The organism is Flavobacterium bomense, from assembly GCF_003970355.1.
The window spans coordinates 54,826-80,275 of record NZ_RYDJ01000002.1 but is presented as its reverse complement, the minus strand read 5'-3'; the positions used below and the strand labels follow the sequence as shown (position 1 = coordinate 80,275).

The window sequence follows — 25,450 nt, the reverse complement described above, 5'->3', positions numbered from 1 at the left end:
ATAACTATTTTTGCTTCATGCAGCAATTAAATTTTTCTTCCTATACTTTTCGGTTCAAAAATAGCGAAAATAAAGTTTCTATTTTTGATGCAATCAGGAAAAAATTCATCATTCTTACTCCCGAAGAATGGGTTCGCCAGCATGTAGTTCAATTTTTATTGGAAGAAAAAAAATACCCAAAATCATTGATTAATGTTGAAAAAGTACTTAAAGTCAATGGCTTGCGCAAAAGATACGATGTTGTGGTTTTTAATCCGGATGGTTCTATTTTTATTTTAATCGAATGCAAAGCGCCTGAAGTAAAAATTACCCAAGCGACTTTCGACCAAATTGCAAGATATAATATGACACTAAAGTCTGAATTTTTAATGGTGACTAATGGATTGAATCATTACTTTTGCCAAATGGATTTTGAAAACGAGAGATATGCTTTTCTAGAGAATCTACCAAATTATAATAGTTAGAATATTAAACTTCTTAGATTGTAATGGTCTAAAATGTCGAAAAATCTGAAAATCTAAAAATCTGAATGAAAGTAGCTGTTGTCATCCTGAATTGGAATGGAATTTTATTATTAGAAAAATTTTTGCCGTCTGTGGTTAAATATTCACCGGAAGCTACCATTTATGTGGCTGACAATGCCTCTACAGATGATTCGATTTCTTATATAAAAGCTTTTTTTCCTTTGGTTAAAATTGTTAAAAACGAAAGCAATCTGGGTTTTGCCAGTGGCTACAATGAAGCCTTAAAACACATAGATGCTACACTATTTGCCTTGGTGAATTCTGACATTGAAGTGACTGAAAATTGGTTGCAACCGATACTTAAAACTTTTAGAAAAGAACCTGAAACTGCCATTATTCAGCCTAAAATATTAGATTTCAAACGCAAAGAATATTTTGAATACGCTGGTGCTGCCGGTGGATTCATTGATAAATTTGGATATCCGTATTGTCGAGGACGAATTTTTGACACCGTAGAAAAAGACTGTGGTCAGTATGATGACAACCGAGAAATATTTTGGGCTTCCGGAGCTTGTTTTTTTATCCGAAGTTCTGTTTATAAGGAATTAAATGGCTTTGACGGCGATTTTTTTGCACATCAAGAAGAGATTGATTTATGTTGGCGTGCTTTCAACAAAGGGTATAAAATAAAATACAATTATGAGTCCGTTGTTTACCATGTTGGCGGGGCTACTTTGCAACAAGGGAATTCCAAAAAAACTTTTTTGAACTTTAGAAATTCATTGTTAATGCTAACCAAAAATATCCCAAAAAATCAATTATTTTGGATACTTTTAATCCGAATGGTGTTAGACGGAATTGCAGGTTTACAATTTATTTTCAAAGGAAAGTTCAAACATTTTTTCGCAATACTAAAAGCCCACGGGTCCTTTTACAGCCTATTTTCATCACAATGCAAAAAAAGAACAAAATTTCAAAAACAAAAATACTATACTACAAAAAGTATCGTTTACATTTATTTTATCAGGAATATCGTTGTTTTTAACGATTTATTTGGAATAAAATAAATATAAAAAAGTTAAATTTGTAATTAACATTAAAACTAAAACTAAACAATTTATGAAAAAAATAGTAATTGCCTTATCTGTTTTAGCTGTACTATCCTCATGTGTATCAAAAAAGAAATACACTGATTTAGAAGCTAGAAACAAAGAAACTCAGGATTTATTAAATACAGCAACTGTAAAATTAAATTCTTGCTTAGAAGAAAAAGCGGGTCTTATTGCTACCGTGAGTGGTTTGAAAGACCAAAATCAAGGTTTAATCAGTACTTCTAGAGACATGACTATTCTGTCTACTAAAGGAGCTGAAAATATTGAAAAAGCGTTAGAATCTATCAAAGAGAAAGATTTGAAAATTAGTAGAATGCAAGATGCTTTAACTAAAAAAGACAGTGTAACACTTGCGTTAGTTACTAGTTTAAAAAGTTCAGTAGGAATCTCTGATCCGGATATCGAAATAAATGTAGAAAAAGGAGTTGTATTTATCTCTATAGCTGACAAACTATTGTTTAAAAGCGGAAGTTATGAAGTGACTGATAGAGCCAAAATGGTTTTGGCTAAAGTTGCCAAAGTGGTCAATGATAAACCCGATTTTGAATGTATGGTTGAAGGACATACTGATAATGTTCCTTACAATGGTTCCGGTGTGATACTTGACAACTGGGATTTAAGTGTGAAACGTTCTACTTCTATTATTCGTGTTTTAACGAATCAATTGGGTGTTAAACCAGAGCAATTAATAGCGGCAGGAAGAAGTTCATATATTCCTTTAGTTGCAAATGATTCGGCTGAAAACAGATCTCGTAACAGAAGAACTCGTATTGTTGTTTTACCAAAAATTGATCAATTCTACGAAATGATTGAAAAAGAAATGAAAAAACAAAGACCGTAATTACATATTTAAATTGAAATTATAGAGGCTGTCTCAAAAAGACAGCCTCTTTTTTTATATAAAAAAATGACAAATGGACTTTTTTATTTAATTGATTTACCTATTTTTAGGTTGTATTAATATAATTGCATGGCGGTTCAAAAAAACCACTTTTAAGGCATCTCATCAAACTACTATCAAACCATAGAATACGAAGAACAAAATTTATTCCGGGAGAAATAAACTCCTATTCCATACCCAACTACCTATGCTGATTTTATGCATAAGAAGGAAAATCACATGCTAAATGACCAACTCAAAGCGACTTATAATGCATGCTTTTCTTATTTCCAATCAAATACTTTATTCACGACACCATCCCCTTCCAACACGACAGACACAACCATTATATCCATACATTTTGTCCTGTATGCAAGCCGTTTTGGTTGTTTATGCAAAAAAGCAACTCCATGAGCTGCTTTTTACTTTTTTTACAACTTCATCTTCTCGAGAGTGAAATCGATTTTAGGAACTAGTAGGTTTTCTCTTTTAGAAATACAATCAAAAGAGACTGGCTCATTTTTATATTGAGACAGTCTATTTGTTATTGGAAAATAATCCAACTTATTTCTTATAATATTTCTTGTATTTTGGATAGGAAACAGCACCAAATAATGTTATTACTGCCAGTGAATACCAAATCCAGTTTAAGGAATGGGCTTCTCCACTCGCATAGGAATGCAATCCTACCAGATGAAAATTCACACCGTAATAGGTGAATAATATAGATATAAAAGCAAACATACTCATTAAATTGAATACCCATTTCCCGCGTAGTGATGGAACAAATCGGGCATGAATTACAAAAGCATAGACCATAATACTGATTAATGCCCAAGTTTCTTTTGGATCCCAGCCCCAGTATCGTCCCCAGCTTTCATTGGCCCATTGTCCTCCAAGGAAGTTTCCAATAGTCAACATTATCAAACCTATCGTTAAGGCTAATTCATTAATGTAAGTGATCTCTTGAATATTCAAATCCATTTTGGCTTTGTTTTTTTCATTGGTAAACAAAATCAGCAATAATGAAACCGTCCCCAAAATCATTCCTAACGCAAACGGTCCATAACTGGCCACAATTACCGCCACATGAATCATTAACCAATAGGAGTTCAGCACCGGTTGTAAATTTGCAATTTCCGGGTCAATCCAGTTCATGTAAGCTGCCGCTAAAATCATAGCGGTTACAAAGGCAGATGATGCCACAGTAAGCTTTGATTTTCTATCGAAAGCCAAACCAAAAAACATAGTTGCCCAGGCTACATAAATAATAGATTCATACGCATTACTCCATGGTGCATGACCAGAAATATACCATCTGGCGATTAAACCAAAGGTGTGTAATGCAAATAATCCAATCACGACAATGTGCATGAAATTGACTAAATAATTTAATGCTTTTCTTTCTTTGAAGATTTGTAAAATCGTGAAGAACAACATCAAAACAGAGGAGAAAATATACAAATACGGCAGTTTTTTGAATACATCATATTTGTTATACAATACTTCCGAAGTTATTTTTTCTTCGCTTGGCATCACTTTGCTGCCAAAACGTTTTTGGAAACCATTGATACTCCCCAGTAATTCATCGGATGCTGCATAATTATTGGATGCTGCAGCGCTTGCCAAAGATCCAAAATATAAAGGCAATACATTTTTAGTGTACGTGGCTTCCATTCCTTTGAAACCGGCTTCATTGAGCTCTAAATAAGAAACCCATTTGTTGTTTTTATCTTCCGGTATTGGGAAAATTTTTAAAATTCGTCCGCTCAAAGCTGATTCCATCAGATTTACTTTCTTATCCGTTTCGATAAAATCTTTTTCGAACTGGTTAGGATTTGCAACTTTAAAAGCTTCTTCTAAATATTTTGAAAGCTTGTAATTTCCTTTTGCATCAAAGAAAGATACGAAAGGAGCAAATTTAGCTTCCTTATCAATTCCTATAATTTTACGAATACTATCATTCCCACTTTTGATATAAATAATAGGGATTTCAATCCAGTAACTCGCATATTGTGTCATAGACAAAAATACCTGATCTGAATTCATTCCTTTATAAGTATCATCATGACTTACTTTTCGCAACAATTCTGAAGAAAAAGTATTGATAGGTTTCATTCGTCCACCAGCATCCTGAATGACCAATCGTCCAAATTTTGAGGCATGTTCAGCAGGAACTTTAAATTTTGTAATTAGCGCCTGTAATTCATTCTGACTGAACACCTTTTTAGTATGATTGGAATGGGTCTCTGGTGCGGTTTGGGTTTGTTCATGGTCATGTCCCTCGTGATCCGCATGGTCGTGTTCTTGTGCAAAACTGTTGAAACTAAATAGCAGGATTAAAATAGTCAGCAATTTGGCTTTCTTAATTTTTACCACTTCTAATTTTCTCTTAATATCTGCAAAACGAGAATACTTAGTAAACATAATGGACATCATGGCAAAATATAGCATGAAATAACCACCATAAGTGATTGCTGTTCCCCAAAAATCGTGATTTACAGACAATATGGTTCCTTTTTCATCAGGATCAAAACCGGATTGAAAAAAGCGATATCCTTTATAATCCAAAACATTGTTCATATATATTCTGGCATCAAAAGGTTCTTTATCCTCAACAGTAACCTGACTTTCAAATGAAGAATAACTTTTCTCTGTTCCTGGATATTTTTGTGCAATAAAGTCATTCAATTTAATTTTAAAAGGCAAAACATACGCCTTACTTCCATAAAAAACCGAGTACTCTATATTCCCAATTTTTACTGAATTTACATCTCCTAATTTACCTTTGGAGCCTAAAACGGTTACTGTTTTTTCTTGTCCCTCAGCCGTTATTTTTACTGTTAGTGCATCTTCATGATTTTTAGCTTTAAAATCATTATTAGATTCATAATCGATAACCCCTTTTACAGCAGGATCCGGAAGCACAAATCGCATTTCACCTATTGTGTATAACGAACGCATCATCAATGGTTGCGCGCTATCCTTAGTCACTTTTCCTTTTAGTTTATCTGCCATTCGCATAAAATCTCCTTCAAAAGGTGTTTGAATTGTATACGCGTTTCCTGTAGTATTGATATTTATGGCACCATCCGTAAATTTATTTAGCGAAAATAAAACATTATGAATATTTTGTACTTCGCCCTCTTTCAAGAAATGTTCATGACGACTACCATCTCCTGCTTCGACTAATTTCAAATACAAAATTCCTTTTGGATCAGGTTTGACATATTCTTTAGCTCCCATTATAAAATTTTCATATTCCACTTCAAATGGGGTATCAGCAAAAGTACCGGAAATGCTAAAATTATTACTAGTGGCAGGAGAAAGCAGTACCTGTTTTTCAAAAACCCGGCGTTTCATTTCTCCTTTAAATTCGCCGTCTACAAAAAGTGTCAGGTAGGTTTTGTCAGAAAAAATCTGATTTTCAGCGGCCCCTTCACGAATTGGCATCATTCCTTCATAACTGATGTATCGCGTTACAAAAGCACCAAGAATGATAAGAATAAAAGACAAATGCAACAATAAAGTAGCCCATTTTTCTTTCTTCAAGAGTTGATACCGCTTAATATTCCCGATGAAATTAATCACAAAAAATACGTGAATAGCCTCAAACCACCACGCATTATAAATTAAAATTTTTGCCGTATCCGTATTGTACTTACTTTCGATAAAAGTTCCTGTGGCCATGGCAACGGCATATGAAATAAACAGAAAGGCCATTAATCGTGTAGAAAACAAAAAAGAAAATATTTTTTTATCCATTTTTATGGGATTATGTTTTATAAAAGTGGTACAAAAGTACTTAAAAATGTTGACTTCTATATTCCTACATTTGTTAATTTAAACTAAAATTAAGTCTTTTTCAAGGAGGCTAAAGAACTTTTTTTTAGGCTGGTTTTTATTTGTAACCTTCCTGAAAATTGAATAATACACTTCATATTTTTTTTGCTAATTTTACCCCATGATCAAAGTAGTTATTATTGGCTCCGGAAATGTGGCACAGCATTTAATTGCGGCATTTCAAAATCCTCATAGACCAGGGACAGAAATAGAATTGGTTCAGGTATATTCGAGACAAATAAAAAGTGTTTCCCACCTAATAGACTTGGAAAAAGTCACTAATAATTTCAATACTTTAGTTGAAGCCGACATCTATATCATTTCAGTTTCTGATGATGCTATTGCTGAAGTTTCCTCTAATCTAGCTTTCAAGAATCGCTTAGTGGTGCATACTTCCGGGAGTGTTTCTTTGCATGCATTAGACGAAAATAATCGAAGAGGCGTTTTTTATCCTTTGCAAACGTTTACCAAAAACAAAGTGGTCGATTTCAATATCATTCCTATTTGTTTAGAAAGCGAAAATGGGATTGATTATGAATTATTGGATAAAGTGGCCAAATCAATTTCAGGAACCGTTTATGCAATCAACTCTGAGCAACGAAAAGCCTTGCATGTGGTGGCCGTATTTGTGAACAATTTTACCAATCATTTGTACCAAATAGGTCAGGAAATCTGCCAGGAACATCAGGTTCCATTTGAAATCTTAAGACCTTTAATTGCAGAAACAGTTCGAAAAATAATGGTACTTTCGCCGCAAGAGGCACAAACGGGTCCTGCAAAACGCAATGACACTTCAACGATTGAAGCCCACGAAGCTTTTTTATCAAATGAAAATCATCTGACTATTTATAAAATACTAACACAATCAATACAAGAGAATGGCAAAAAGTTATAAAGAAATAATGAACGAGATCACTACTTTTATTTTTGATGTCGATGGGGTACTAACTGACAGCTCTGTTTTTGTAACTAATGAAGGAGAAATATTGCGCACCATGAATATTAGAGATGGATATGCTATGAAAGCAGCTATAGAAAGCGGGTTTAATGTATGTGTTATTTCCGGCGGAAGCAATGAAGGGGTTCGAGTCAGGCTACGAAATCTGGGGGTTACAGACATCTATTTAGGTACGCCGGACAAAGTAGAAACTTTTAAAGAATATGTGGAACTTTACAACATTAAACCTGAAAACGTGTTATACATGGGCGATGATATTCCTGATTATCATGTGATGCAGTTAGTCACATTACCCACTTGTCCCCAAGATGCTAGCCCGGAAATCAAAGCTATTTCCCGTTATATTTCGCATAAAAACGGAGGAAAAGGAGCGGCCAGAGATGTCATCGAGCAAGTCATGAAAGCACAAGGGAAATGGATGGCACATTTTGACGGGAAGCATGATTAGTACTATTTTAAATGTTAAATTATAAATTTAAAATAACATCTGTGGTTCCTTTTTTAAAACTAATTCGATACCAGAACTTGCTAATGCTTGCTTTTATGCAATTTGTTTTCAGGTATGGTTTTTTACACGTTCAGAATATTTCTTTGGCGTTATCGGATTGGCAGTATGGATTATTAATTTTATCAACTGCTTTGATCGCTGCAGGCGGCTATGTGATCAATGATATCTTTGACCAAAAAACAGATACCGTCAATAAACCAAATGCTGTGATTGTGGGCAAAACCATTTCAGAAATTCAAGCCTATAATCTGTATATTTGGCTTACGTCAAGTGGGGTAATGATTGGTTTTTATTTGTCGAATGTCATACGAAAACCAGGTTTTGCCTCTATTTTTATTTTGGTTGCCGCAACACTTTATTTGTATGCAACCAGTCTGAAACAAATGATACTTATTGGTAATATCATTGTGGCTTTACTACTTTCTTTTAGTGTGATTATCATTGGAGTTTTCGATTTATTTCCTGCAACAACAATAAATAATCAGCAACAAATGGGCTTGTTTTTTTCTATCTTGATAGATTATGCTATTTTTGCTTTTGTTATTAATCTGCTTCGGGAAATTGTCAAAGATATAGAAGATACAGATGGCGATTATAATCAAGGAATGAGTACCTTACCTATTGTAATTGGAAAATCCAGAACGGCAAAAATAGTTTCCGGCTTAAGTTTGATTCCGCTATTTTTTATCGTATGTTATATTCATCGGTACCTGTTAGATTTGTTGTTTGCAACATTATATATGTTGTTATTTGTTGTAGGTCCGTTGTTTTATTTCACTTTAAAAATTTGGTCTGCAAAATCAAAAAGAGAGTGTCGCATCTTGAGTGTATTGTTAAAATGCATCCTTCTTTTAGGAATTTTATCCGTTATTGTTATTCGTTTAAATATAAAATATAATGCTTAAAAATAAATTAAAAAAATACACCCTTATTCTGGCTTCAGGATCGCCAAGACGGCAGCAATTTTTCAAAGATTTGGACTTAGATTTTGAAATTCGATTGAAAGAAATCGAAGAAATTTATCCTCCTGAGTTAAAAGCGTACGAAATCACGAACTATTTGGCTGAATTAAAAGCCAGTGCTTTTGACGGTGAATTACAGTCAAATGAAATCCTAATCACCAGTGACACCATTGTTTGGTACAACAACAAAGCGCTAGGCAAACCAAAAGACGAACAGGATGCTTTTGAAATCTTGAAATCATTATCGAATGCTACTCACCAAGTAATTACTTCTGTTTGCTTTAAGACAAATGAAAAAGTAGTCCTGCTTCATGAAATAACAAAAGTCACTTTTAACACGTTGAGTGAGGAATCCATTCGCTACTATATAGAAAATTACAAGCCCTATGACAAAGCGGGTGCTTATGGTATTCAGGAATGGATTGGTTTTATTGGCGTTTCAAAAATTGAAGGTTCCTATGCTAATGTGATGGGAATGCCTACGGATAAAGTATATGACTACTTAACTAAATTAGACTGATTGCATTATGGATACATTTATATTTCACGAGTATTCCAGAGAACTGGTGGCCACAGGAATCCTAGGATTGCTGTTGATTTTTTTGAGAATTATTGCTGCAAAATTAGTACGCAGCTATGCTAAATCAAACCAAAAACTGGAGCATCGAACTAATTTAGTCATCAAATACATTCATTTATTTATAAATATTCTTGCAATTATAGCTGTCATACTAATTTGGGGCGTTCAGACAAAGGATATTATTATTGCACTTTCCTCTATTACCACCGTTGTAGGTGTCGCTATGTTTGCTCAATGGTCTATTTTGAGCAACATCACCTCTGGAGTTATTTTGTTTTTTTCTTTTCCGTTTAAAATTGGAGATACAATAAAAATTCATGACAAAGATTTTCCTATTGAAGCTCAAATTGAAGATATAGGGGCTTTTCACGTGTATTTGAAAACTATAGATGGAGAAAAAATCATCTATCCGAACAGCTTGCTTTTGCAAAAAGGAATTTCGATACTAAACAATTATGCCGATCAAAAAGAATTTACGGATTAGTTTACTTTTGCTGAACGTATGGTCAATCATCATCTTGCAAAATATCCTATTGAAGTGGAAATTATATAACTATTGCTGAAAAATATATAATGTTTTACTTTTTTAAATACTGGATATTTGTCAATTAGAAATAAATAATTTACTATTGAATTGTTTTTGTCTTTAAAAAAAAATAAAAAGATATGAATGACCTTTTAAAATTTCCATTTTACGCAAAACTTACGCTCGTTTTATTGAGCTTAATTGCTATTATTTTTATATTTTATATTGGTCAGGATATATTAGTTCCCATAATGATGTCCTTTTTATTTGCGATATTGTTGTATCCCATCGTTCAGTTTTTAAAATCTAAACTCTACTTTCCCCATGTGTTAGCCGTTATGCAGGCGGTACTGCTTTTTGTATTGCTTTTTTTAGGCCTTTTTGTATTTCTATCCTTTCAAATCAGTGATTTTGCAGATGATTTTGATAAAATTGAAAGAAACATAACTATTCATATTAGTAATATTCAACGGTTTCTCAGTGAACATTTCAATTTAAGTTCTTGGGAACAAAAACAATATCTGGATACAGCTACTGAAGATTCTATGGAAAAAGGGAAAGAAATCATTGGTACCACGCTAATGTCATTTACTGATACGCTACTAAATTTGACCTTAATCCCTATTTATACTTTTTTGATTCTTTTATACAGGACTCATTTTTTATTGTTTTTGTCTAAACTATTCAAAAAAGAGAATCATGAACAATTAAAAAATATTTTAACAAATATTAGAGTTGCTATAAACAGTTATATTGTAGGTTTAATTATCGAGACCATTTTAGTATCGGTAATGACTACTGTAGGATTTATTATTATTGGCGTGAAATATGCTGTTTTGCTGGGTGTTGTAACTGGAATTCTAAATCTAATTCCCTATATAGGAATCCTTTTTGCCGGAATTTTAAGCATTATTGCCTCATTGACTGGTTCTCCGGATTTATCCATAATTATTGGTATAATTGTGGTTACCATCTTTGTTCAATTAATAGATAATAATATCCTTGTCCCAATAATAGTAAGTTCAAAAGTAGAAATAAATGCTTTTATATCCATTATAGGAATCATTATTGGAGGAGCCATTGCAGGAATCGCCGGAATGTTTTTAGCATTACCCATAATTGCGGTTCTTAAGGTAATTTTTGACCGAATTGAGTCATTAGAACCTTGGGGGTATTTAATGGGAGATCATTTGCCCAAAACCTATACTTGGCATAGTATCAAATTACCGCTATTCGATTCAGATGCATCCTCTAAAAAAACCATAATTAAAACGGATCTTATAGTTCCTGTTTTTACTGAGACAACAACGGAAAACAATACAGAGAATAAAGCAGAAACTGACCTTAATAAAACAAGTGAGTCTATTTAAACCAATTGTTTATCAATGTTTTGCTGGTTTTTTCTTTCTCAATTTTTAAATTAATTTTGTATAATGACTAAAAAGCAAAAGCTGATTTTATTCTTTTTGATCGTCTGTTGCCACCAGATTTCTTTTTCACAAGTAAACCAGAAGGAAAAAGATTCCGCTGGCGTTTACAAAAAAATTCAATCCTATTCTAAAAAAAATAAGTTTACAACACTTGTTCATAAATTAGTTTTCAGGCCCGTAACTATAAAAAAAACAAAGAAAAAAGTAATTCCCAAAAAATACGAAACTTTTGAAGGAAAAACGATCAGAAATATTACTATTATCACTTTAGACCCTTTTGGGTATTCTGATATTGATACCGCCAGAGCCCCTAAAAACTGGGCCGAACGAACTGGAAACCGAATTCATATCAAAACAAAAAAACTCGCTATTAAGAATGTACTGTTAATAACAAAAAACACACCTTTCGATTCTTTATTAGTAAAAGAATCAGAACGATTGATTAGAGCTCAAAGATACATCAGTCGCGTTGACGTAACCCCACAATTAATTCAGAACAGCCCGGATTCAGTAGATGTCACCTTTCGGGTTTTAGATACATGGAGTATTATTCCCAAGGGATCCATTTCCAGTTCAAGAACTAATTTTGAACTCAATGATCGTAATTTTCTAGGCACTGGCCATGAATTCAAAAATGAATTCAAAAACAGATTCAGCGACGGAAAAAGCGCGTATGGATTGTCCTATAGCGTTCCTAACATCCAGAATACCTTCATTCAGACAACTCTGAATTACCGGATAGATTTAGACAATTACTACAGCAAAAGCCTCAATGTAGACCGTCCCTTTTACTCTGCTTTTACAAAATGGGCAGGGGGAATATACATAGACCAGCAATTTAGAAAAGACACCCTTGCTGATGTCAATTCCGTATTTACCTATCAAAATTTCAAATACAATTCGCAGGATTTATGGCTTGGACGTGCCTTTTCTATTTTTAAAGGAAGAACAGAAAACCAGCGCACCACAAATCTGATTCTGGCAGGACGTTTTTTAAATATAAAATATCTGGAAAGCCCAACTATCCTCTATGATGCCACTGATTTCTACTCTAGTGAAAAACTTGCTCTTTTCGGGATTGGTATTAGTTCACGTAAATTCGTGCAAGACAACTATATTTTCAAAAATGGAATTATAGAAGATGTTCCCATTGGCAAAATTTACAGCATCACTTCTGGCTATCAATATAAAAACAATTTGGGGCGTTTGTATCTTGCTGCCCGAGCGGCTTTTGGAAATTATTATAAATGGGGCTTTTTAAGTGCTAATGTAGAGATAGGTACCTTTTTTGAAAAATCAATTACGCAGCAAACCGCTTTTTCTTTTCAGGCAAATTATTTCACAAACTTGATGAGTCTGGGAAAATGGAAATGGAGACAGTTCATCAAGCCCCAGGTAATTATTGGTACAAACCGTGTCAATATTATTGGCGATCAGCTAAATATCAATGAAAATTATGGACTTCGGGGCTTTAATAGTGCTCAATATGGAACCCAAAAAGCACTCTTAACCATACAAACCCAAGCCTATGCGCCATGGGATCTTTGGGGATTTAGAATCAATCCCTATTGTAATTATTCCATTGCCGTACTAGGAAATCCTAATAAGGGATTGACTCAAAGTAAAGCCTATTCAAAAATTGGAATTGGATGTATTATAAACAATGATTTTCTGGTATTTAGTGCTTTTCAAATTTCGCTGTCCTACTATCCGTCCATTCCTGGAAATGGCGAAAATATTTTCAAAACAAATGCAATTGAAACAACTGATTTTGGTTTTCAAGATTTCGAACTGACAAAACCCCGTACCGTGCTTTACAAATAATACGCTTTATAAATATAAATTATTCCAAAAAAATATTCGCATAATACTAATATCCTTCGAAAACAGTTCAATTTGTATGGGATTATATTGAACACACTATCTACAGGACACTTTTTTTAGAAAATTACGATACAGTACACAATGAAGGGTGTGAATTATATAATTTAATACCTTAATTTTATAAGAAAAAATTATGTTTTATTGTTTACTTTTATTGTGTTAAAATTTTAACTAAAAACCAAACAAAATGAAAAAATTCACCTTTTATTTGATGATGATGGTATTATCAATTAGTGTTCTTCCAACACAAATGTTAGCCGCTGAAAAAAATCCAACTGTAATTTTAAATACTCCTAAAGAAGTGCCTGCAGAAGTAAAAGTTTTGCTTAATAGACTTGATGAAATAAAAGCGATGGATAAATCGTCTTTGACTTCAGTTGAAAAAAAAGAATTACGTAAAGAAGTACGTGCTATCAAAGCAGAATTAAAATCTACAGGAAATGGTATATACTTATCTGTAGGTGCAATTATAATCGTTATCCTTTTATTGATACTTTTATTGTAAATAAATTTATACCTGTAGAAAAAGGAAACGAATAATCGTTTCCTTTTTTTATGAAGTAAAATAACAAAGTAAATGTTAATTATTTGATATTGGCATAATTGTTGGTTTTACTTCAAAACGAGATAAAATAGTAACTAAAATTACTATCTAATAATTACTAATTAAAATTTCGAAAAATGAAAACATTAAAATTAATCATTGCAGGAATTATACTATTTGCATCCGCAAATACGATGCAAGCACAGGTTTCAGTAAATGTAAATATAGGTAGTCCACCAGCATGGGGGCCAGTTGGTTATTCAGCTGTAGATTATTATTATTTACCGGATGTTCAAGCTTATTATGATATACGAGCCACACAATTCATTTATTTTGGTGGAGGAAATTGGATTCGTTCAAGAAATCTACCTAATCAATACAGAAATTATAATCTATACAATGGTTATAAAGTAGTATTGAACGATTACCATGGTTCAAGACCATACAGTAACTTTAAAACACACAAAGTAAAATACTACAAAGGATACAAAGGTAAACCACAAAAATCAATAGGTTCTAACCGCAGTAATAACAATAAAGTGTACAAAAGTAATGGGAATAACGGACATGGAAATAAAGGACATGGCAATAAAGGTGGAAAAGGAAATAATGGAAATGGAAAACATTAATACTGATTTCATAATAATTTATAAAAAGAGTCTCAGCAATGAGGCTCTTTTTTTTAGAACATTAATCCTTAATTAAATGTTAATTTTTTTGTTTTGGCACAGTTGTTGGAAATTCACAAAAGTATAGCAATAACAAGTTATTATAAAAAATTATTACAAATTAAATATTTGAAAAAATGAGAACATTAAAATTAATCATCGTAGGAATTATACTCTTTGCATCAAGCACAATACATGCACAAGTCTCAGTAAATTTAAACATAGGTACTGCTCCATCATGGGGACCTATAGGATACGCAGAAGCTGAATATTATTATTTACCGGATGTTGAAGCTTATTATGATGTAAGAGCCACACAGTTCATTTATTTTGGTGGAGGAAGATGGATACGTTCCAGATATTTACCAAATCAATATAGAAACTATGATTTATATGATGGATATAAAGTAGTATTAAACGATTATCACGGTTCAAGACCTTATAGTAATTTTAAGAATCACAAAGTAAAATATCATAGAGGTTATCATGGAAGAGAACAAAGAAATATTGGGCACAACAATAATCGTCGCGTTTATGTAAACCAAAGGGGGAATGATAATCATAGAAGATATGATAATGATGACCGAAGAGAATATAAAAAACATGACAACCGAAATAACGGCAATGGTCATGGACATGGAAAGGGAAAAGGACATGATCGAGATTAGTCACACCTTAATTTAAAAAGAGAGAGAACCAAAATTGGTTCTCTCTCTTTTTAATTATTAAAGAAAACCAAAAATATTTCAGAAGAAATTATTTAATTCCTACATTTGAAGTTACTGCAATTAAATTTTAAAAAATGCAAAAAAAACACGCATCAGCTATTCTAATATTTCTCTTATGTTGCCAAATAACAATTGCACAAGAACCTCAAAAACCAAATTCTGTTGAAATTTATAATCAAATTCAAAAGCTTAATTTTCTAGGTTCCGTACTTTATATAGCCGCACATCCTGATGATGAAAACACCCAGTTGATCTCTTATTTATCCAATGAACAAAAGGCCAGAACCGGCTATTTGTCTTTGACACGCGGGGATGGTGGACAAAACTTAATCGGCACGCAATTGCGGGAATTATTAGGAGTAATAAGAACCCAAGAACTTATTGAAGCCCGAAAAATTGATGGAGGAGAACAGTTTTTTTCCCGTGCCAATGATTTTGGTTTTTCTAAAAATCCAACAGAAACATTAGAAATTTGGGATAAAAAACAAGTACTAGCTGACGTTATTTGGGCCATCAGGAAATTTCAACCCGATGTGATTATTAACCGATTTGATCATCGTTCGCCCGGAACCACTCACGGACACCACACGGCATCAGCAATGTTAAGCGTAGAAAGTTTTGACTTAGCGAATAACCCATCAATTTTTCCCGAGCAATTGCAATTTGTAACACCTTGGCAAACCAAACGACAGTTTTTTAATACGTCTTGGTGGTTTTATGGAAGTATCGAAAAATTTAATGCTGCCCATAAAACGAATTTAATTGCGCTGCAAACAGGAGTTTATTACGCTGGATTAGGAAAATCAAATCAGGAAATAGCCGCATTAAGTCGGAGCCGCCATCAATCCCAAGGGTTTGGTAGCACTGGAGCCCGTGGGGAGGAAACAGAATATTTAGAGTTTATAAATGGAGATGCTTTAAAAGATAAGAAATCACTTTTTGAAGGAATCGATACTTCTTGGAACCGAATAAAAGAGGGAAAATCAATCGGAGAATTATTGACAACTATTGCCGCTGAATTCGACCATAATAATCCTTCGGCAAGCATTCCAGATTTGGCGAAAGCCTATGCTATGATGAAGGCTTTGGACGAAAATCAGTGGTCGCCACTGAAATCAGAAGCCATAAAAGAAATTATATCGGCCTGTTCTGGTTTGTATCTTGAAGCCGTTGCCCAAAATCAGGAAGCGACTCCCGGAAGCACTATTAAATTGAAACTCGAAGCCATTAATAGAAGCTCCGTACCCATACAATTAATGAGTGTGACCGCTATACCTAATCAAAATATTACACCTCAAAATCGGGATTTAAAAAACAACATACTAAACACCATTAATTTAGATTTAAAATTACCCGAATCAATTAACTACACACAACCATATTGGTTAAAAGAAAAAGGAACAGTTGGGATGTACGCAGTAAAGCAACAACAAAACATAGGGATTCCAGATATTATTCGGGAAGTTAAAGTGATTTTTAATATTAAAATCAATGAGATTGAAATTCCATTTGAACGAACCGTAGTGTATAAATACAACGATGATGTAAAAGGGGAAGTATATAATTATCTGGACATTGTTCCCGAAGTTACTACTTCAATTATAGACAAAGTATTGCTTTTTAAAGACACAAAAAAGAAAGCTGTAGCCGTAAAAATCAAAACTGGAAAAGACTCCGTAAAAGGAATTTTACAACTTGAATTACCTGAAAACTGGGGTGTTTTTCCTAAATCGATTCCTTTTAACATTGAAAAAAAGGGAACGGAACAAATTGTTTATTTTGAGGTAACTGCACCAAATAAATCCGAAGAAGCTGTAGCCAAAAGCGTGGCGATAATTGACAATAAACAATTTGACAAAGAACAAATTATCATTAAGTATGACCACATCACAAAACAGCAAGTTTTAACATTGGCTGAAGCCAAATGCATCAAAACAGATTTAAAAACGAATGGTGAAAAAATCGCATACATTATGGGTGCCGGAGATGAAGTTCCCAGTAGCCTGACGCAATTAGGATATGCCGTAACACTACTTAAACCTGAAGAAATTACTCCTGAAAAATTAGAACTGTACGACGTAGTCATCACAGGTGTTCGTGCCTATAATATCTTGCCTGCACTGGCAAACAAACAAAATATACTTTTTGATTTTGTAAAATCCGGAAAAACAATGATCGTTCAGTACAATACTGCAGGAGATCTTGTTACCAATACTATTGCACCTTATCCCTTGAAACTCTCCCGAGACCGAGTGACCGAAGAAGATGCCGAAGTCCGATTCTTAGCGCCACACCATCCTGTTTTGAATTTTCCAAACCAAATTACAGCTACAGACTTTGAAGGCTGGAAACAAGAACAAGGTTTGTATTACCCCAATGAGTACGACAAAGCCTTTACTCCTATCCTATCTTCAAATGACAAAGGGGAAAGCCCTAAAAATGGTGCATTACTTATTGCTCCTTACGGAAAAGGACACTATATTTATACCGGTTTAAGTTTTTTTAGAGAATTACCTGAAGGCGTTACTGGTGCCTATAAATTAATTTCTAATATCATTTCGCTACAATCATCTGAAAAAATTCCTGTTCAAAAAATCAAGAACTAACCCACTTTAAAATGGAAACAAAAAAAATAAAAACCTGGAAGAAAAATTATACTTGGGTACTTGTAGCCAATGCAATATACATCCTGATCTTTTGTCTCATCATGAAATTATACGCTTAAATTATGCAATTATTTGATTGGATTATACTGATAGTAACTTTATTGTTTATTGTAATTTATGGGGCTTGGAAAACCAAGGGCAGTAAAAATGTAGAAGACTTTATTTTAGGGAGTAATGAAACACCTTGGCATGTTGTAGGACTTTCTGTTATGGCCACACAAGCCAGTGCAATTACGTTTCTTTCTACTCCGGGGCAAGCCTATCATGACGGTATGGGTTTTGTGCAATTCTATTTTGGACTGCCAATTGCTATGGTGGTAATCTGTGTCACCTTTATCCCTTTATACCACAAATACAAAGTGTATACAGCTTATGAATACCTTGAAAAAAGATTTGATTTGAAGACCCGTTCCCTAGCTGCCATCCTTTTCTTGTTCCAAAGAGGTTTAGGAACCGGATTGACCATATACGCTCCGGCAATTATTTTGTCCGCTTTATTGGGTTGGAATCTTACCTATATGAATATTATTATTGGTGTATTAGTTATCATTTATACTTTTTCGGGTGGAACCAAAGCAGTGAATGTAACTCAAAAACAGCAAATGTTTGTGATTATGTCCGGAATGCTAATCACTTTTTTTCTGATCTTGCATTATTTACCTAATGATATGACTTTCTCCAGTGCGTTGCATATTGCTGGGGCAAATGATAAAATGGATATTGTTAATTTCTCTTTAGATCCAGAGGAAAAATATACCTTTTGGAGCGGAATAACAGGAGGTTTTTTCTTGGCATTAGCTTATTTTGGTACCGATCAATCGCAGGTAGGACGTTATTTATCCGGACGATCCGTTCGAGAAAGCCAGATGGGACTAATCATGAACGGACTTTTAAAAGTACCTATGCAGTTCTTTATTTTACTGACCGGAGTTATGGTTTTTGTCTTTTTCCAATTCAATCCTGTTCCGTTAAATTTTAATCCAAATAATAAAGCCATGATTGAAAAATCAGCTTACAAAAGCGAATACAATGCTTTGGAGAAAAAATTAGACGATTTATCCGAAGACAAAAAAGTAATTAATCTTTTATACATCGACCAGCTCAATCAGGATTATGACAATCCAACGCTTAGGAAAGAATTAGTGACTTTATCCAATAAAGAAAAAGATTTAAGAGATCGTGCCAAAGAAATAATTCTGAAAGCTGATAGTAATAGCGAGACCAATGATAAAGATTATGTGTTTTTTCACTTTATTCTCAACTATTTACCCAAAGGGCTTATTGGTTTGTTACTGGCCGTAATTATTTCGGCTGCTATGTCCTCTACCGCTTCGGGATTGAATGCACTGGCCTCTACCACCGCAATTGATATTTACAAACGCAATCTAAAAGAAGAAAAATCAGAACGGCACTACCTGTATGCTACAAAATTCTTTACCTTATTGTGGGGAGTTATAGCCATACTATTTGCTTGTATTGGAACGCTTTTTGAAAATTTAATTCAACTGGTAAACATCATTGGATCCATATTTTATGGAACAGTCCTTGGAATTTTCTTAGTTGGTTTTTACATCCATAAAGTACAATCTAAAGCCATTTTTTATAGCGCTGTAGTAAGTCAGATTACTATTTTTATCATCTACTATTACGCCATTTATATTTTCCCGAGCGGAGAAGAAAAACTGGGTTATTTGTGGCTGAATTTCATTGGTGCAATGCTTACAATTGTAATTTCATTATTGTTGCAATGGACCATTTTTAGAAAACAGAGAGAGATAACAGCCTAAATAAAGAAAATAACCGCAGATTCACGGATTATCAATATAAAAATCTGTGAATCTGCGGTTATTTTTTTTACTTCAGAAGTTCTTATATAAAAATCTCTTCTTCCGCAGAAACGAGCAAGAGCGAACTGGCGAAGTAATAATAATCCCATGGATACTATATACGCAAACATCTAATAAATTATTCAGTCCAATAAATTACACAGTCCAAAATTTCAAAAAAAAAATCCCATCTCTAAATGGAGACGAGATCTTCTTATATAAAAACGTTAGAGTAATTAGTTTTTACTCCACTCTGTAATACTGTCTTTATTCATTTTCACGTAATCTTGGTTTTTAGCAATTTCAGCCGCTGCAAGTGATGCCTTAGCCGTTTCGATTGCTCCTTTTTTGTCCTCAAGTTTAGCTTGAATTAATGACTTCAATCTGTTGTACCAAAACGGTTTATCTTTAGACATATCTAACGCTTTGTTTACATAAACCAATGCTTTTGCATTGTCGCCATTCGATTGGAATAAAAATTGAGCAGCAGAAAAATAATCTGCACTAGCTGGTCCAGCTAATGCTTTTTCGATGTTAGCCGTTGTTTTTTGTTGTGTTGGCACTTCAAATTTTAAAGCAGCATAGGAGTTCTCCCAATAGATTTCTAAAAAAGCAAAATTATTGTCTAAACCACTAATTCCAATAGTAAATGTTTCCACACTTTTATTCACTGTTTCAGGCTTAACAGTAGCTCTAAGCGCTACATTTTCTTCTTTCCACTCTTCTGGATTACCCCAGTTATCAGTAGTTTTATAAAATAGTATCTCCCAGCTTTCTATTTTCGGAATAGTATACAATGAATATTTTCCTTTTTTCAATGTTTTACCATCAATAATCACATCATCGCTAAAGGAAACAGTTGTATTTTCATTAGCTCCAGTTCTCCATACTTTTCCAAAAGGAATTAAATTTCCAAAAACGGATCTTCCTCTGGCACTTGGTCTTGAATAGTTAACTTCTACATCAGTCAAACCAACTGTTTGCATAAGCGTCATTTTCGGACTTGATTGAGGTGTTTTTAACTGAGCCTCAGCGCTGAAACCGGCCATAAATAAAGCCAGTGCAATGATTATTTTTTTCATATTATAATTTTTAAATGTTTTCCAAATTTACAAATTCAATGGCTTTGTACTGTTAATTATTCCTTAATTTAGATTGAATATTCCTAACTGTCTCAAAATCCAATTCGTTAAAATGATTAATCATTACATCTGCTTCCGATAAATCTTGTGCTTCAGAATGAATACTGTTGTAGCCCACACAAAAAATCCCAGCAGATTTAGCCGCTTTTATTCCATTTGTACTGTCCTCAATAACGATACAATTTGCTTTTGGTGCAACTGATAAACTTGCCGCATATTCAAAAATAGCAGGATGTGGTTTTGATTTAGGGAAATCTTCACCACTTACCACATGTGTAAAATAGGCATGCAACTTAAACCGGCTAAACACGCGTTCAATAGTCACTTTGGATGCCGAAGAAGCCAAAATCAATTGTATTCCGTTTTGGTGTAATTCTTTAATAAGATGTTCGACGCCTTGTAGTAATTCTAGATCTGCTTTACTATCAAACGCATCATTAAAAATAGTTCGTTTTCTTTGAATCAAATCTTCTACTTCATGTTCAATTTCAAAAATCTCTTTCAATTTCTGAAATATATTCCGAGTAGAATTTCCTGTAAATGAGGTGTACATTTCCTCCGTAACAGGAATATTCAATTCCTCAAATTGTTTGAAATAAGCATAACGGTGTACTGGTTCAGTATCGACAATTACACCATCCATGTCAAAAATTACGGTTTGTATCATTTTTGTTAAATTATTAGACTTTATAGATTTTAAGACTTCTTAACTTTTTAGAACGGAACATTAAAAAACTGAATTCTAACCATTATTTCTTAAGTAAATAACGAATCACGGTTTCTGCAGCATACAAACCAAATAATCCAGGCATGTAACTATTGGTTCCATAAAATGATTTTTTGAAATTAGATCCATCCGTCATTTTTAAACTCGTTTCATCTTGAATTTCCGACGAAAAAACCACTTTCAGTTTATCAATTTTAAATTCTTTCAATCGTCTTCGAATGGTTTTGGCAAAATAACAATTCACGGTATTGGTAATATCAGTCACTTTCACTTTTGAAGCTTCCATTTTCCCACCTGCGCCCATACTACTGATGATTTTTACTCTTTTTCGTTTGGCTCCAATAATCAAATTCAGCTTTGGAGTCACACTGTCAATGCAATCCAAAACATAATCAAATTCCTCCGATACAATTTCGAAAGCACGCTCTGGCGAAAGAAATTCCTGTACACGCGTCAATTTTAATTCTGGATTAATGTCCATCAATCGATCCCCGACAACAGTAATTTTTGGTTGTCCTACAGTTGAATGTAAAGCAGGCAATTGTCGGTTTATATTGGTAATATCAACTACGTCACCATCAACAATAGTCATCGTTCCCACTCCTGCTCTTACCAAAAATTCGGCCGCAAAAGAACCAACACCACCCAATCCTACAACCAATATATTTGCCTTTTTTAAATTATCTAAACCTTCTTTTTTGAATAAAAGTTCGGCTCTCTCTGTCCATTCTGCCATTGTTTTTTGTTTAAAGTTTAATGTTTTTGAAAAATTCTGAAATCAAAAACTTCATTATAATTACTATTCACAAGTTCCTGTATTTCTTCCAGCGAAATTCCTCTGTATTTTGCTGCCAATTCATAAACTGCTTCAATTCCTTCATCCACCGTATCTGTTTCCAAAAAAAATCGATTATTAGGAACGCTTTTAAAAACAGCTTCTAGGTCCTGATTTAGCAATAAATATTTCCCAAACGAAATATAAAATCCATTGTTCACTAATTGTTTAGCGACTTGGGCATTTTTGGAAAACCCATGAATCAGCATTGGAACTGAAATATTCAATTTTTTCGTAATTGCAATCACTTCCTGAAAAGCAGCGACACAGTGTATTACCACTGGTTTTTGATAGTGCTGCGCCAAAAGCAATTGCTTTTCGAAAACCAACTGTTGCAATTCCATTGAAACTTCGATGCGTTTGTCCAGTCCACATTCACCTACGGCGAGACAATTTGCTTCTTGTAATTTACTTTCGATAATTGCCAAGTCAGCTTCTATTCGCTCTTCAATAATAAACCACGGATGAATCCCGATGGAATAATTCGGAATTGTGGCATCAAATTCCTGTGGATATTGATTCACTAATTCCGACACATTCGGCTGATTCGTATATTTATGTGTATGTAGATTAAAGAAATCCATTAGTCGTGAAATTTTTTAACTCCCGCTTTTATTTCGATATCCAAATCATTTTCCAAAGGAACTTTTGGACAGGAATATATAGAATTATAAGCACAATATGGATTGTATGACGTGTTAAAGTCAATCACAATAGCATCTCCTTTTGGGATTTTCAAATCAATGTATTTCCCGCCAATGTAACTTTCGTTTCCTGAAGTCAGATCTGAAAACGGTAAAAATAAATAGTCGTTATATTCCTCTTTTTTTGAGAGCTCCATATTCTTGTACACATTCAGTTTCAAATCCCGACCGTCAATTGTAAAAGAAAGCTCCCCATATTTTACATACAATGGTTTCCTGTCCGTAGATGTTTTCATTTCAAAAGGCTTCTCTTTTTTAGTTCTTACTAACTTAGCGACCACATAAAAAGTTTCGTTTGCAGGATAAAAATCAAGTGTTTTGAATTCCGCTAAATCTTTCGGAGTCAACGGACTTATCTTTGCATCGGCATATTCTGAATTTAATTCCTTTTGAAATTTGGCTACAGCCGAAACGTCAAATTTATATTGGCCAAAGCCTAAATTCAATTGAACCAAAAGAAATAAAGTAAATAGCGTTCTCATGTTCTTGTTTTTATGCAAAAATAGTTTAAAAGTTACTAGGACACAAAGACGCATCGGTACAAAGTTTTCTACCTTTGCAAAATATAACAAATACATGTTTCAAACTGCTTTTCAACGCTACATTAATAATTTCAAAGGCTTTACCAGAGAAATTTGGATTCTAACGCTCGTCACTTTTATAAATCGCGCCGGTACGATGGTTTTGCCTTTTTTATCTAAGTATTTAAAAGAAGATTTGAATTTATCCTACGCACAAGTGGGATGGATTATGGTTGCTTTTGGTTTTGGTTCTATGCTGGGATCTTGGCTTGGTGGCAAATTATCCGATAAAATAGGCTTTTATAAAATCATGGTTTTCAGTTTATTCACCAGCGGAATCCTTTTGTTTTTTGTACAATACATTCGGACCTTCTGGGGATTGTGCATTGGAATGTTTGTCATAATGACCGTTGCTGATATGTTTCGTCCCGCCATGTTTGTCTCCTTGGCGACTTATGCTAAACCTGAAAATCGTACCAGAGCACTGACTTTAGTTCGGTTAGCGGTAAATTTAGGCTTCACAGCTGGACCCGCTTTAGGTGGTTTAATCATTATGAATTTAGGTTACAGCGGATTATTCTGGGTGGATGGAAGTTCGTGTATTGTATCTATTTTAATTTTCACCCTACTGGTAAAAGAACGCAAAAAACCTATCGATTTAGCCTCCGCCAATATCGAAACTGAGATACCAGCCTCTGTTTTCAAAGACAGAATATTCTGGATCTTCCTTTTTGTTTGTTTCATAACAGCCATGCTTTTCTTTCAACTTTTCACCACTTTACCCTTATATCATAATGAAAAATTTGGATTAACCGAGTTTCAAAGTGGACTTTTATTGTCTTTAAACGGACTGTTAATTTTCTTTCTGGAAATGCCAATTGTAAGTTTCACTCAAAGAAAAGGCATCAGTATACTCAAAATTATTCTTTGGGGCGCATTGCTAATGTCATTGAGTTTTTATGTTTTACTCATCAATATGTGGGCTGGAATACTAATTGTTAGTATTCTTTTTATCACTTTTGGTGAAATGTTCATCTTCCCTTTCTCCAATTCATTTGCGCTAAGCCGAGCTCCAAAAGGGCATGAAGGCCGCTACATGGCTTTGTTTACTATGAGTTTCAGCTTAGCACACATTGCGAGTTCTAAGACAGGACTAGAAATCATAGCCGCTTTTGGCTACCAAGCTAACTGGTTTGTCATGGGAAGTTTAGGTATTTTAGCTGTGGTAGGTTGTATCTGGCTGCAAAAACTCGTTCAAAAAGAACACAATTAATTTCATTATCATTCTTTGGGCGTGACCCTATAAAAAAAAGGGGCTTATCAACAAAATCGTTATTAGCCCCTTTTCTTTATAGCGTCGGGTTATACGCGCTACTTCGGTAGCTAGCTTCTACCCCTCACGCAGTCTCCTTGTGATGATAACATTTTTGATTAAAAGGAGAATTAATTTCCAAAAAACTGCAAAAACACGTTAAAACTAAAAAAATAGTTAAAAAACTACATTTATAGTTTGATAACTAAAAAAATAGTTGTAGTTTTGGTTTAAATAAAAAATTATGCAAAAGTTAACCAACAAAGAAGAGGAAATCATGCACATTTTATGGAAGCTCAAAAAAGCATTCGTAAAAGAAGTCCTTGCAGAAATCACAGAAGATCAACCCCATTATAACACACTTTCAACCATTGTGCGCAATCTGGAAGAAAAAGGATTTGTGTCGCACAATGCCTTTGGAAACACACACCAATACTTTCCTATTATAAGTTTAGAAGATTATAGAAAACGATTCATGAATACTGCTATTGATAATTATTTCAACAGCTCATATAAAAATATGGTATCGCATTTTGCCAAAGAAGAGAAAATATCTGCAGCTGAATTACGGGAAATTTTGGCTATGATTGAAAGTCATAAAGAGGAAATATAAACTTTAGAGTAACAATA

General features: G+C 33.8%; 23 protein-coding genes. 17 read left to right on the top strand and 6 right to left on the bottom strand.

Annotated features, from left to right (window positions below):
* Positions 1–17: 17 nt before the first annotated feature.
* From EKL98_RS03160 to EKL98_RS03150, 3 genes are all read left to right on the top strand, one after another.
* A complete protein-coding gene (locus tag EKL98_RS03160) occupies positions 18–464 on the top strand; it encodes a type I restriction enzyme HsdR N-terminal domain-containing protein (protein ID WP_126459401.1) in 447 nt (148 codons plus the stop codon).
* 65 nt (positions 465–529) lie between these two features.
* Positions 530–1,531, top strand: a complete 1,002-nt coding sequence (locus tag EKL98_RS03155) for a glycosyltransferase family 2 protein (protein ID WP_126561539.1) — start codon at positions 530–532, stop codon at positions 1,529–1,531.
* A gap of 52 nt (positions 1,532–1,583) precedes the next feature.
* On the top strand, positions 1,584–2,417 hold the full coding sequence (locus tag EKL98_RS03150) for an OmpA/MotB family protein (RefSeq protein WP_126459398.1): 834 nt from the start codon (positions 1,584–1,586) through the stop codon (positions 2,415–2,417).
* 603 nt (positions 2,418–3,020) lie between these two features.
* On the opposite strand, the gene ccsA is transcribed toward EKL98_RS03150, so the two are convergent.
* Entirely contained in the window at positions 3,021–6,221 is a 3,201-nt protein-coding gene (ccsA, locus tag EKL98_RS03145) for a cytochrome c biogenesis protein CcsA (protein WP_126561538.1), read from the bottom strand.
* Positions 6,222–6,420: 199 nt separating this feature from the next.
* Here ccsA and EKL98_RS03140 point away from each other — a divergent pair, with 199 nt between their 5' ends.
* The 12 genes from EKL98_RS03140 (at position 6,421) to EKL98_RS03085 (ending at position 19,540) form a co-directional block, all read left to right on the top strand.
* Positions 6,421–7,194: a Rossmann-like and DUF2520 domain-containing protein gene (locus tag EKL98_RS03140; RefSeq protein WP_126561537.1), complete on the top strand. Its 774-nt coding sequence runs from the start codon at positions 6,421–6,423 to the stop codon at positions 7,192–7,194.
* Entirely contained in the window at positions 7,178–7,705 is a 528-nt protein-coding gene (locus EKL98_RS03135) for a KdsC family phosphatase (protein WP_126459389.1), read from the top strand. Before EKL98_RS03140 ends, EKL98_RS03135 begins: the two co-directional genes overlap by 17 nt.
* A 95-nt stretch (positions 7,706–7,800) precedes the next feature.
* The gene (locus EKL98_RS03130; protein ID WP_233589347.1) at positions 7,801–8,670 is read left to right on the top strand and encodes a geranylgeranylglycerol-phosphate geranylgeranyltransferase; all 870 of its coding nucleotides are present in this window, start codon (positions 7,801–7,803) and stop codon (positions 8,668–8,670) included.
* Positions 8,663–9,247, top strand: a complete 585-nt coding sequence (locus EKL98_RS03125) for a Maf-like protein (protein ID WP_126553376.1) — start codon at positions 8,663–8,665, stop codon at positions 9,245–9,247. The genes EKL98_RS03130 and EKL98_RS03125 overlap by 8 nt, the downstream gene beginning before the upstream one ends.
* 7 nt (positions 9,248–9,254) lie before the next feature.
* Positions 9,255–9,791, top strand: a complete 537-nt coding sequence (locus tag EKL98_RS03120) for a mechanosensitive ion channel domain-containing protein (protein ID WP_126459381.1) — start codon at positions 9,255–9,257, stop codon at positions 9,789–9,791.
* A gap of 182 nt (positions 9,792–9,973) precedes the next feature.
* A complete protein-coding gene (locus EKL98_RS03115) occupies positions 9,974–11,203 on the top strand; it encodes an AI-2E family transporter (protein ID WP_126561535.1) in 1,230 nt (409 codons plus the stop codon).
* Positions 11,204–11,266: 63 nt separating this feature from the next.
* The gene (locus EKL98_RS03110) at positions 11,267–13,087 is read left to right on the top strand and encodes a BamA/TamA family outer membrane protein (RefSeq protein WP_126561534.1); all 1,821 of its coding nucleotides are present in this window, start codon (positions 11,267–11,269) and stop codon (positions 13,085–13,087) included.
* Positions 13,088–13,334: 247 nt separating this feature from the next.
* A complete protein-coding gene (locus EKL98_RS03105; RefSeq protein ID WP_126459372.1) occupies positions 13,335–13,652 on the top strand; it encodes a hypothetical protein in 318 nt (105 codons plus the stop codon).
* Between the two features lie 176 nt (positions 13,653–13,828).
* Complete coding sequence (locus EKL98_RS03100; RefSeq protein WP_126553381.1) at positions 13,829–14,320, top strand: hypothetical protein; 492 nt, start codon at positions 13,829–13,831, stop codon at positions 14,318–14,320.
* A gap of 176 nt (positions 14,321–14,496) precedes the next feature.
* Complete coding sequence (locus tag EKL98_RS03095; protein ID WP_126459366.1) at positions 14,497–15,027, top strand: hypothetical protein; 531 nt, start codon at positions 14,497–14,499, stop codon at positions 15,025–15,027.
* Positions 15,028–15,161: 134 nt separating this feature from the next.
* Positions 15,162–17,693 (top strand): PIG-L family deacetylase, encoded by a 2,532-nt coding sequence (locus EKL98_RS03090; RefSeq protein WP_126561533.1) that lies wholly within the window; start codon positions 15,162–15,164, stop codon positions 17,691–17,693.
* Between the two features lie 122 nt (positions 17,694–17,815).
* Positions 17,816–19,540, top strand: a complete 1,725-nt coding sequence (locus EKL98_RS03085) for a sodium:solute symporter (protein WP_126459360.1) — start codon at positions 17,816–17,818, stop codon at positions 19,538–19,540.
* 275 nt (positions 19,541–19,815) lie between these two features.
* Here the strand turns inward: EKL98_RS03085 and EKL98_RS03080 are convergent, their stop codons facing one another.
* The 5 genes from EKL98_RS03080 to EKL98_RS03060 all read right to left on the bottom strand — a co-directional run bounded on the left by EKL98_RS03080 (position 19,816) and on the right by EKL98_RS03060 (position 23,469).
* Positions 19,816–20,661 (bottom strand): DUF2911 domain-containing protein, encoded by an 846-nt coding sequence (locus tag EKL98_RS03080; protein WP_126561532.1) that lies wholly within the window; start codon positions 20,659–20,661, stop codon positions 19,816–19,818.
* Positions 20,662–20,713: 52 nt separating this feature from the next.
* Complete coding sequence (locus EKL98_RS03075; RefSeq protein ID WP_126561531.1) at positions 20,714–21,388, bottom strand: HAD family hydrolase; 675 nt, start codon at positions 21,386–21,388, stop codon at positions 20,714–20,716.
* Positions 21,389–21,470: 82 nt separating this feature from the next.
* Positions 21,471–22,184 carry a tRNA threonylcarbamoyladenosine dehydratase gene (locus EKL98_RS03070; protein ID WP_126451503.1) on the bottom strand — a complete coding sequence of 238 codons (714 nt, stop codon included), beginning with the start codon at positions 22,182–22,184 and terminating at the stop codon, positions 21,471–21,473.
* A 17-nt stretch (positions 22,185–22,201) separates the two neighbouring features.
* The gene (locus tag EKL98_RS03065) at positions 22,202–22,867 is read right to left on the bottom strand and encodes a TatD family hydrolase (RefSeq protein WP_126561530.1); all 666 of its coding nucleotides are present in this window, start codon (positions 22,865–22,867) and stop codon (positions 22,202–22,204) included.
* On the bottom strand, positions 22,867–23,469 hold the full coding sequence (locus tag EKL98_RS03060) for a DUF1684 domain-containing protein (RefSeq protein ID WP_126561529.1): 603 nt from the start codon (positions 23,467–23,469) through the stop codon (positions 22,867–22,869). The genes EKL98_RS03065 and EKL98_RS03060 overlap by 1 nt, the downstream gene beginning before the upstream one ends.
* A 94-nt stretch (positions 23,470–23,563) precedes the next feature.
* On the opposite strand from EKL98_RS03060, the gene EKL98_RS03055 reads away from it, so the two are divergent.
* Both EKL98_RS03055 and EKL98_RS03050 read left to right on the top strand, forming a co-directional pair.
* Entirely contained in the window at positions 23,564–24,781 is a 1,218-nt protein-coding gene (locus EKL98_RS03055; RefSeq protein ID WP_126553389.1) for an MDR family MFS transporter, read from the top strand.
* A gap of 283 nt (positions 24,782–25,064) precedes the next feature.
* Entirely contained in the window at positions 25,065–25,433 is a 369-nt protein-coding gene (locus EKL98_RS03050; RefSeq protein ID WP_126459340.1) for a BlaI/MecI/CopY family transcriptional regulator, read from the top strand.
* Positions 25,434–25,450 lie beyond the last annotated feature (17 nt).

Coding starts and splice junctions, on each gene's coding strand:
- EKL98_RS03120 (WP_126459381.1), top strand. CDS start 9,255: ATGGATACATTTATATTTCACGAGTATTCCAGAGAACTGGTGGCCACA.
- EKL98_RS03140 (WP_126561537.1), top strand. CDS start 6,421: ATGATCAAAGTAGTTATTATTGGCTCCGGAAATGTGGCACAGCATTTA.
- EKL98_RS03115 (WP_126561535.1), top strand. CDS start 9,974: ATGAATGACCTTTTAAAATTTCCATTTTACGCAAAACTTACGCTCGTT.
- ccsA (WP_126561538.1), bottom strand. CDS start 6,221: ATGGATAAAAAAATATTTTCTTTTTTGTTTTCTACACGATTAATGGCC.
- EKL98_RS03160 (WP_126459401.1), top strand. CDS start 18: ATGCAGCAATTAAATTTTTCTTCCTATACTTTTCGGTTCAAAAATAGC.
- EKL98_RS03135 (WP_126459389.1), top strand. CDS start 7,178: ATGGCAAAAAGTTATAAAGAAATAATGAACGAGATCACTACTTTTATT.
- EKL98_RS03055 (WP_126553389.1), top strand. CDS start 23,564: ATGTTTCAAACTGCTTTTCAACGCTACATTAATAATTTCAAAGGCTTT.
- EKL98_RS03080 (WP_126561532.1), bottom strand. CDS start 20,661: ATGAAAAAAATAATCATTGCACTGGCTTTATTTATGGCCGGTTTCAGC.
- EKL98_RS03150 (WP_126459398.1), top strand. CDS start 1,584: ATGAAAAAAATAGTAATTGCCTTATCTGTTTTAGCTGTACTATCCTCA.
- EKL98_RS03090 (WP_126561533.1), top strand. CDS start 15,162: ATGCAAAAAAAACACGCATCAGCTATTCTAATATTTCTCTTATGTTGC.
- EKL98_RS03125 (WP_126553376.1), top strand. CDS start 8,663: ATGCTTAAAAATAAATTAAAAAAATACACCCTTATTCTGGCTTCAGGA.
- EKL98_RS03105 (WP_126459372.1), top strand. CDS start 13,335: ATGAAAAAATTCACCTTTTATTTGATGATGATGGTATTATCAATTAGT.
- EKL98_RS03130 (WP_233589347.1), top strand. CDS start 7,801: ATGCAATTTGTTTTCAGGTATGGTTTTTTACACGTTCAGAATATTTCT.
- EKL98_RS03085 (WP_126459360.1), top strand. CDS start 17,816: ATGCAATTATTTGATTGGATTATACTGATAGTAACTTTATTGTTTATT.
- EKL98_RS03155 (WP_126561539.1), top strand. CDS start 530: ATGAAAGTAGCTGTTGTCATCCTGAATTGGAATGGAATTTTATTATTA.
- EKL98_RS03095 (WP_126459366.1), top strand. CDS start 14,497: ATGAGAACATTAAAATTAATCATCGTAGGAATTATACTCTTTGCATCA.
- EKL98_RS03060 (WP_126561529.1), bottom strand. CDS start 23,469: ATGAGAACGCTATTTACTTTATTTCTTTTGGTTCAATTGAATTTAGGC.
- EKL98_RS03100 (WP_126553381.1), top strand. CDS start 13,829: ATGAAAACATTAAAATTAATCATTGCAGGAATTATACTATTTGCATCC.
- EKL98_RS03075 (WP_126561531.1), bottom strand. CDS start 21,388: ATGATACAAACCGTAATTTTTGACATGGATGGTGTAATTGTCGATACT.
- EKL98_RS03110 (WP_126561534.1), top strand. CDS start 11,267: ATGACTAAAAAGCAAAAGCTGATTTTATTCTTTTTGATCGTCTGTTGC.
- EKL98_RS03070 (WP_126451503.1), bottom strand. CDS start 22,184: ATGGCAGAATGGACAGAGAGAGCCGAACTTTTATTCAAAAAAGAAGGT.
- EKL98_RS03050 (WP_126459340.1), top strand. CDS start 25,065: ATGCAAAAGTTAACCAACAAAGAAGAGGAAATCATGCACATTTTATGG.
- EKL98_RS03065 (WP_126561530.1), bottom strand. CDS start 22,867: ATGGATTTCTTTAATCTACATACACATAAATATACGAATCAGCCGAAT.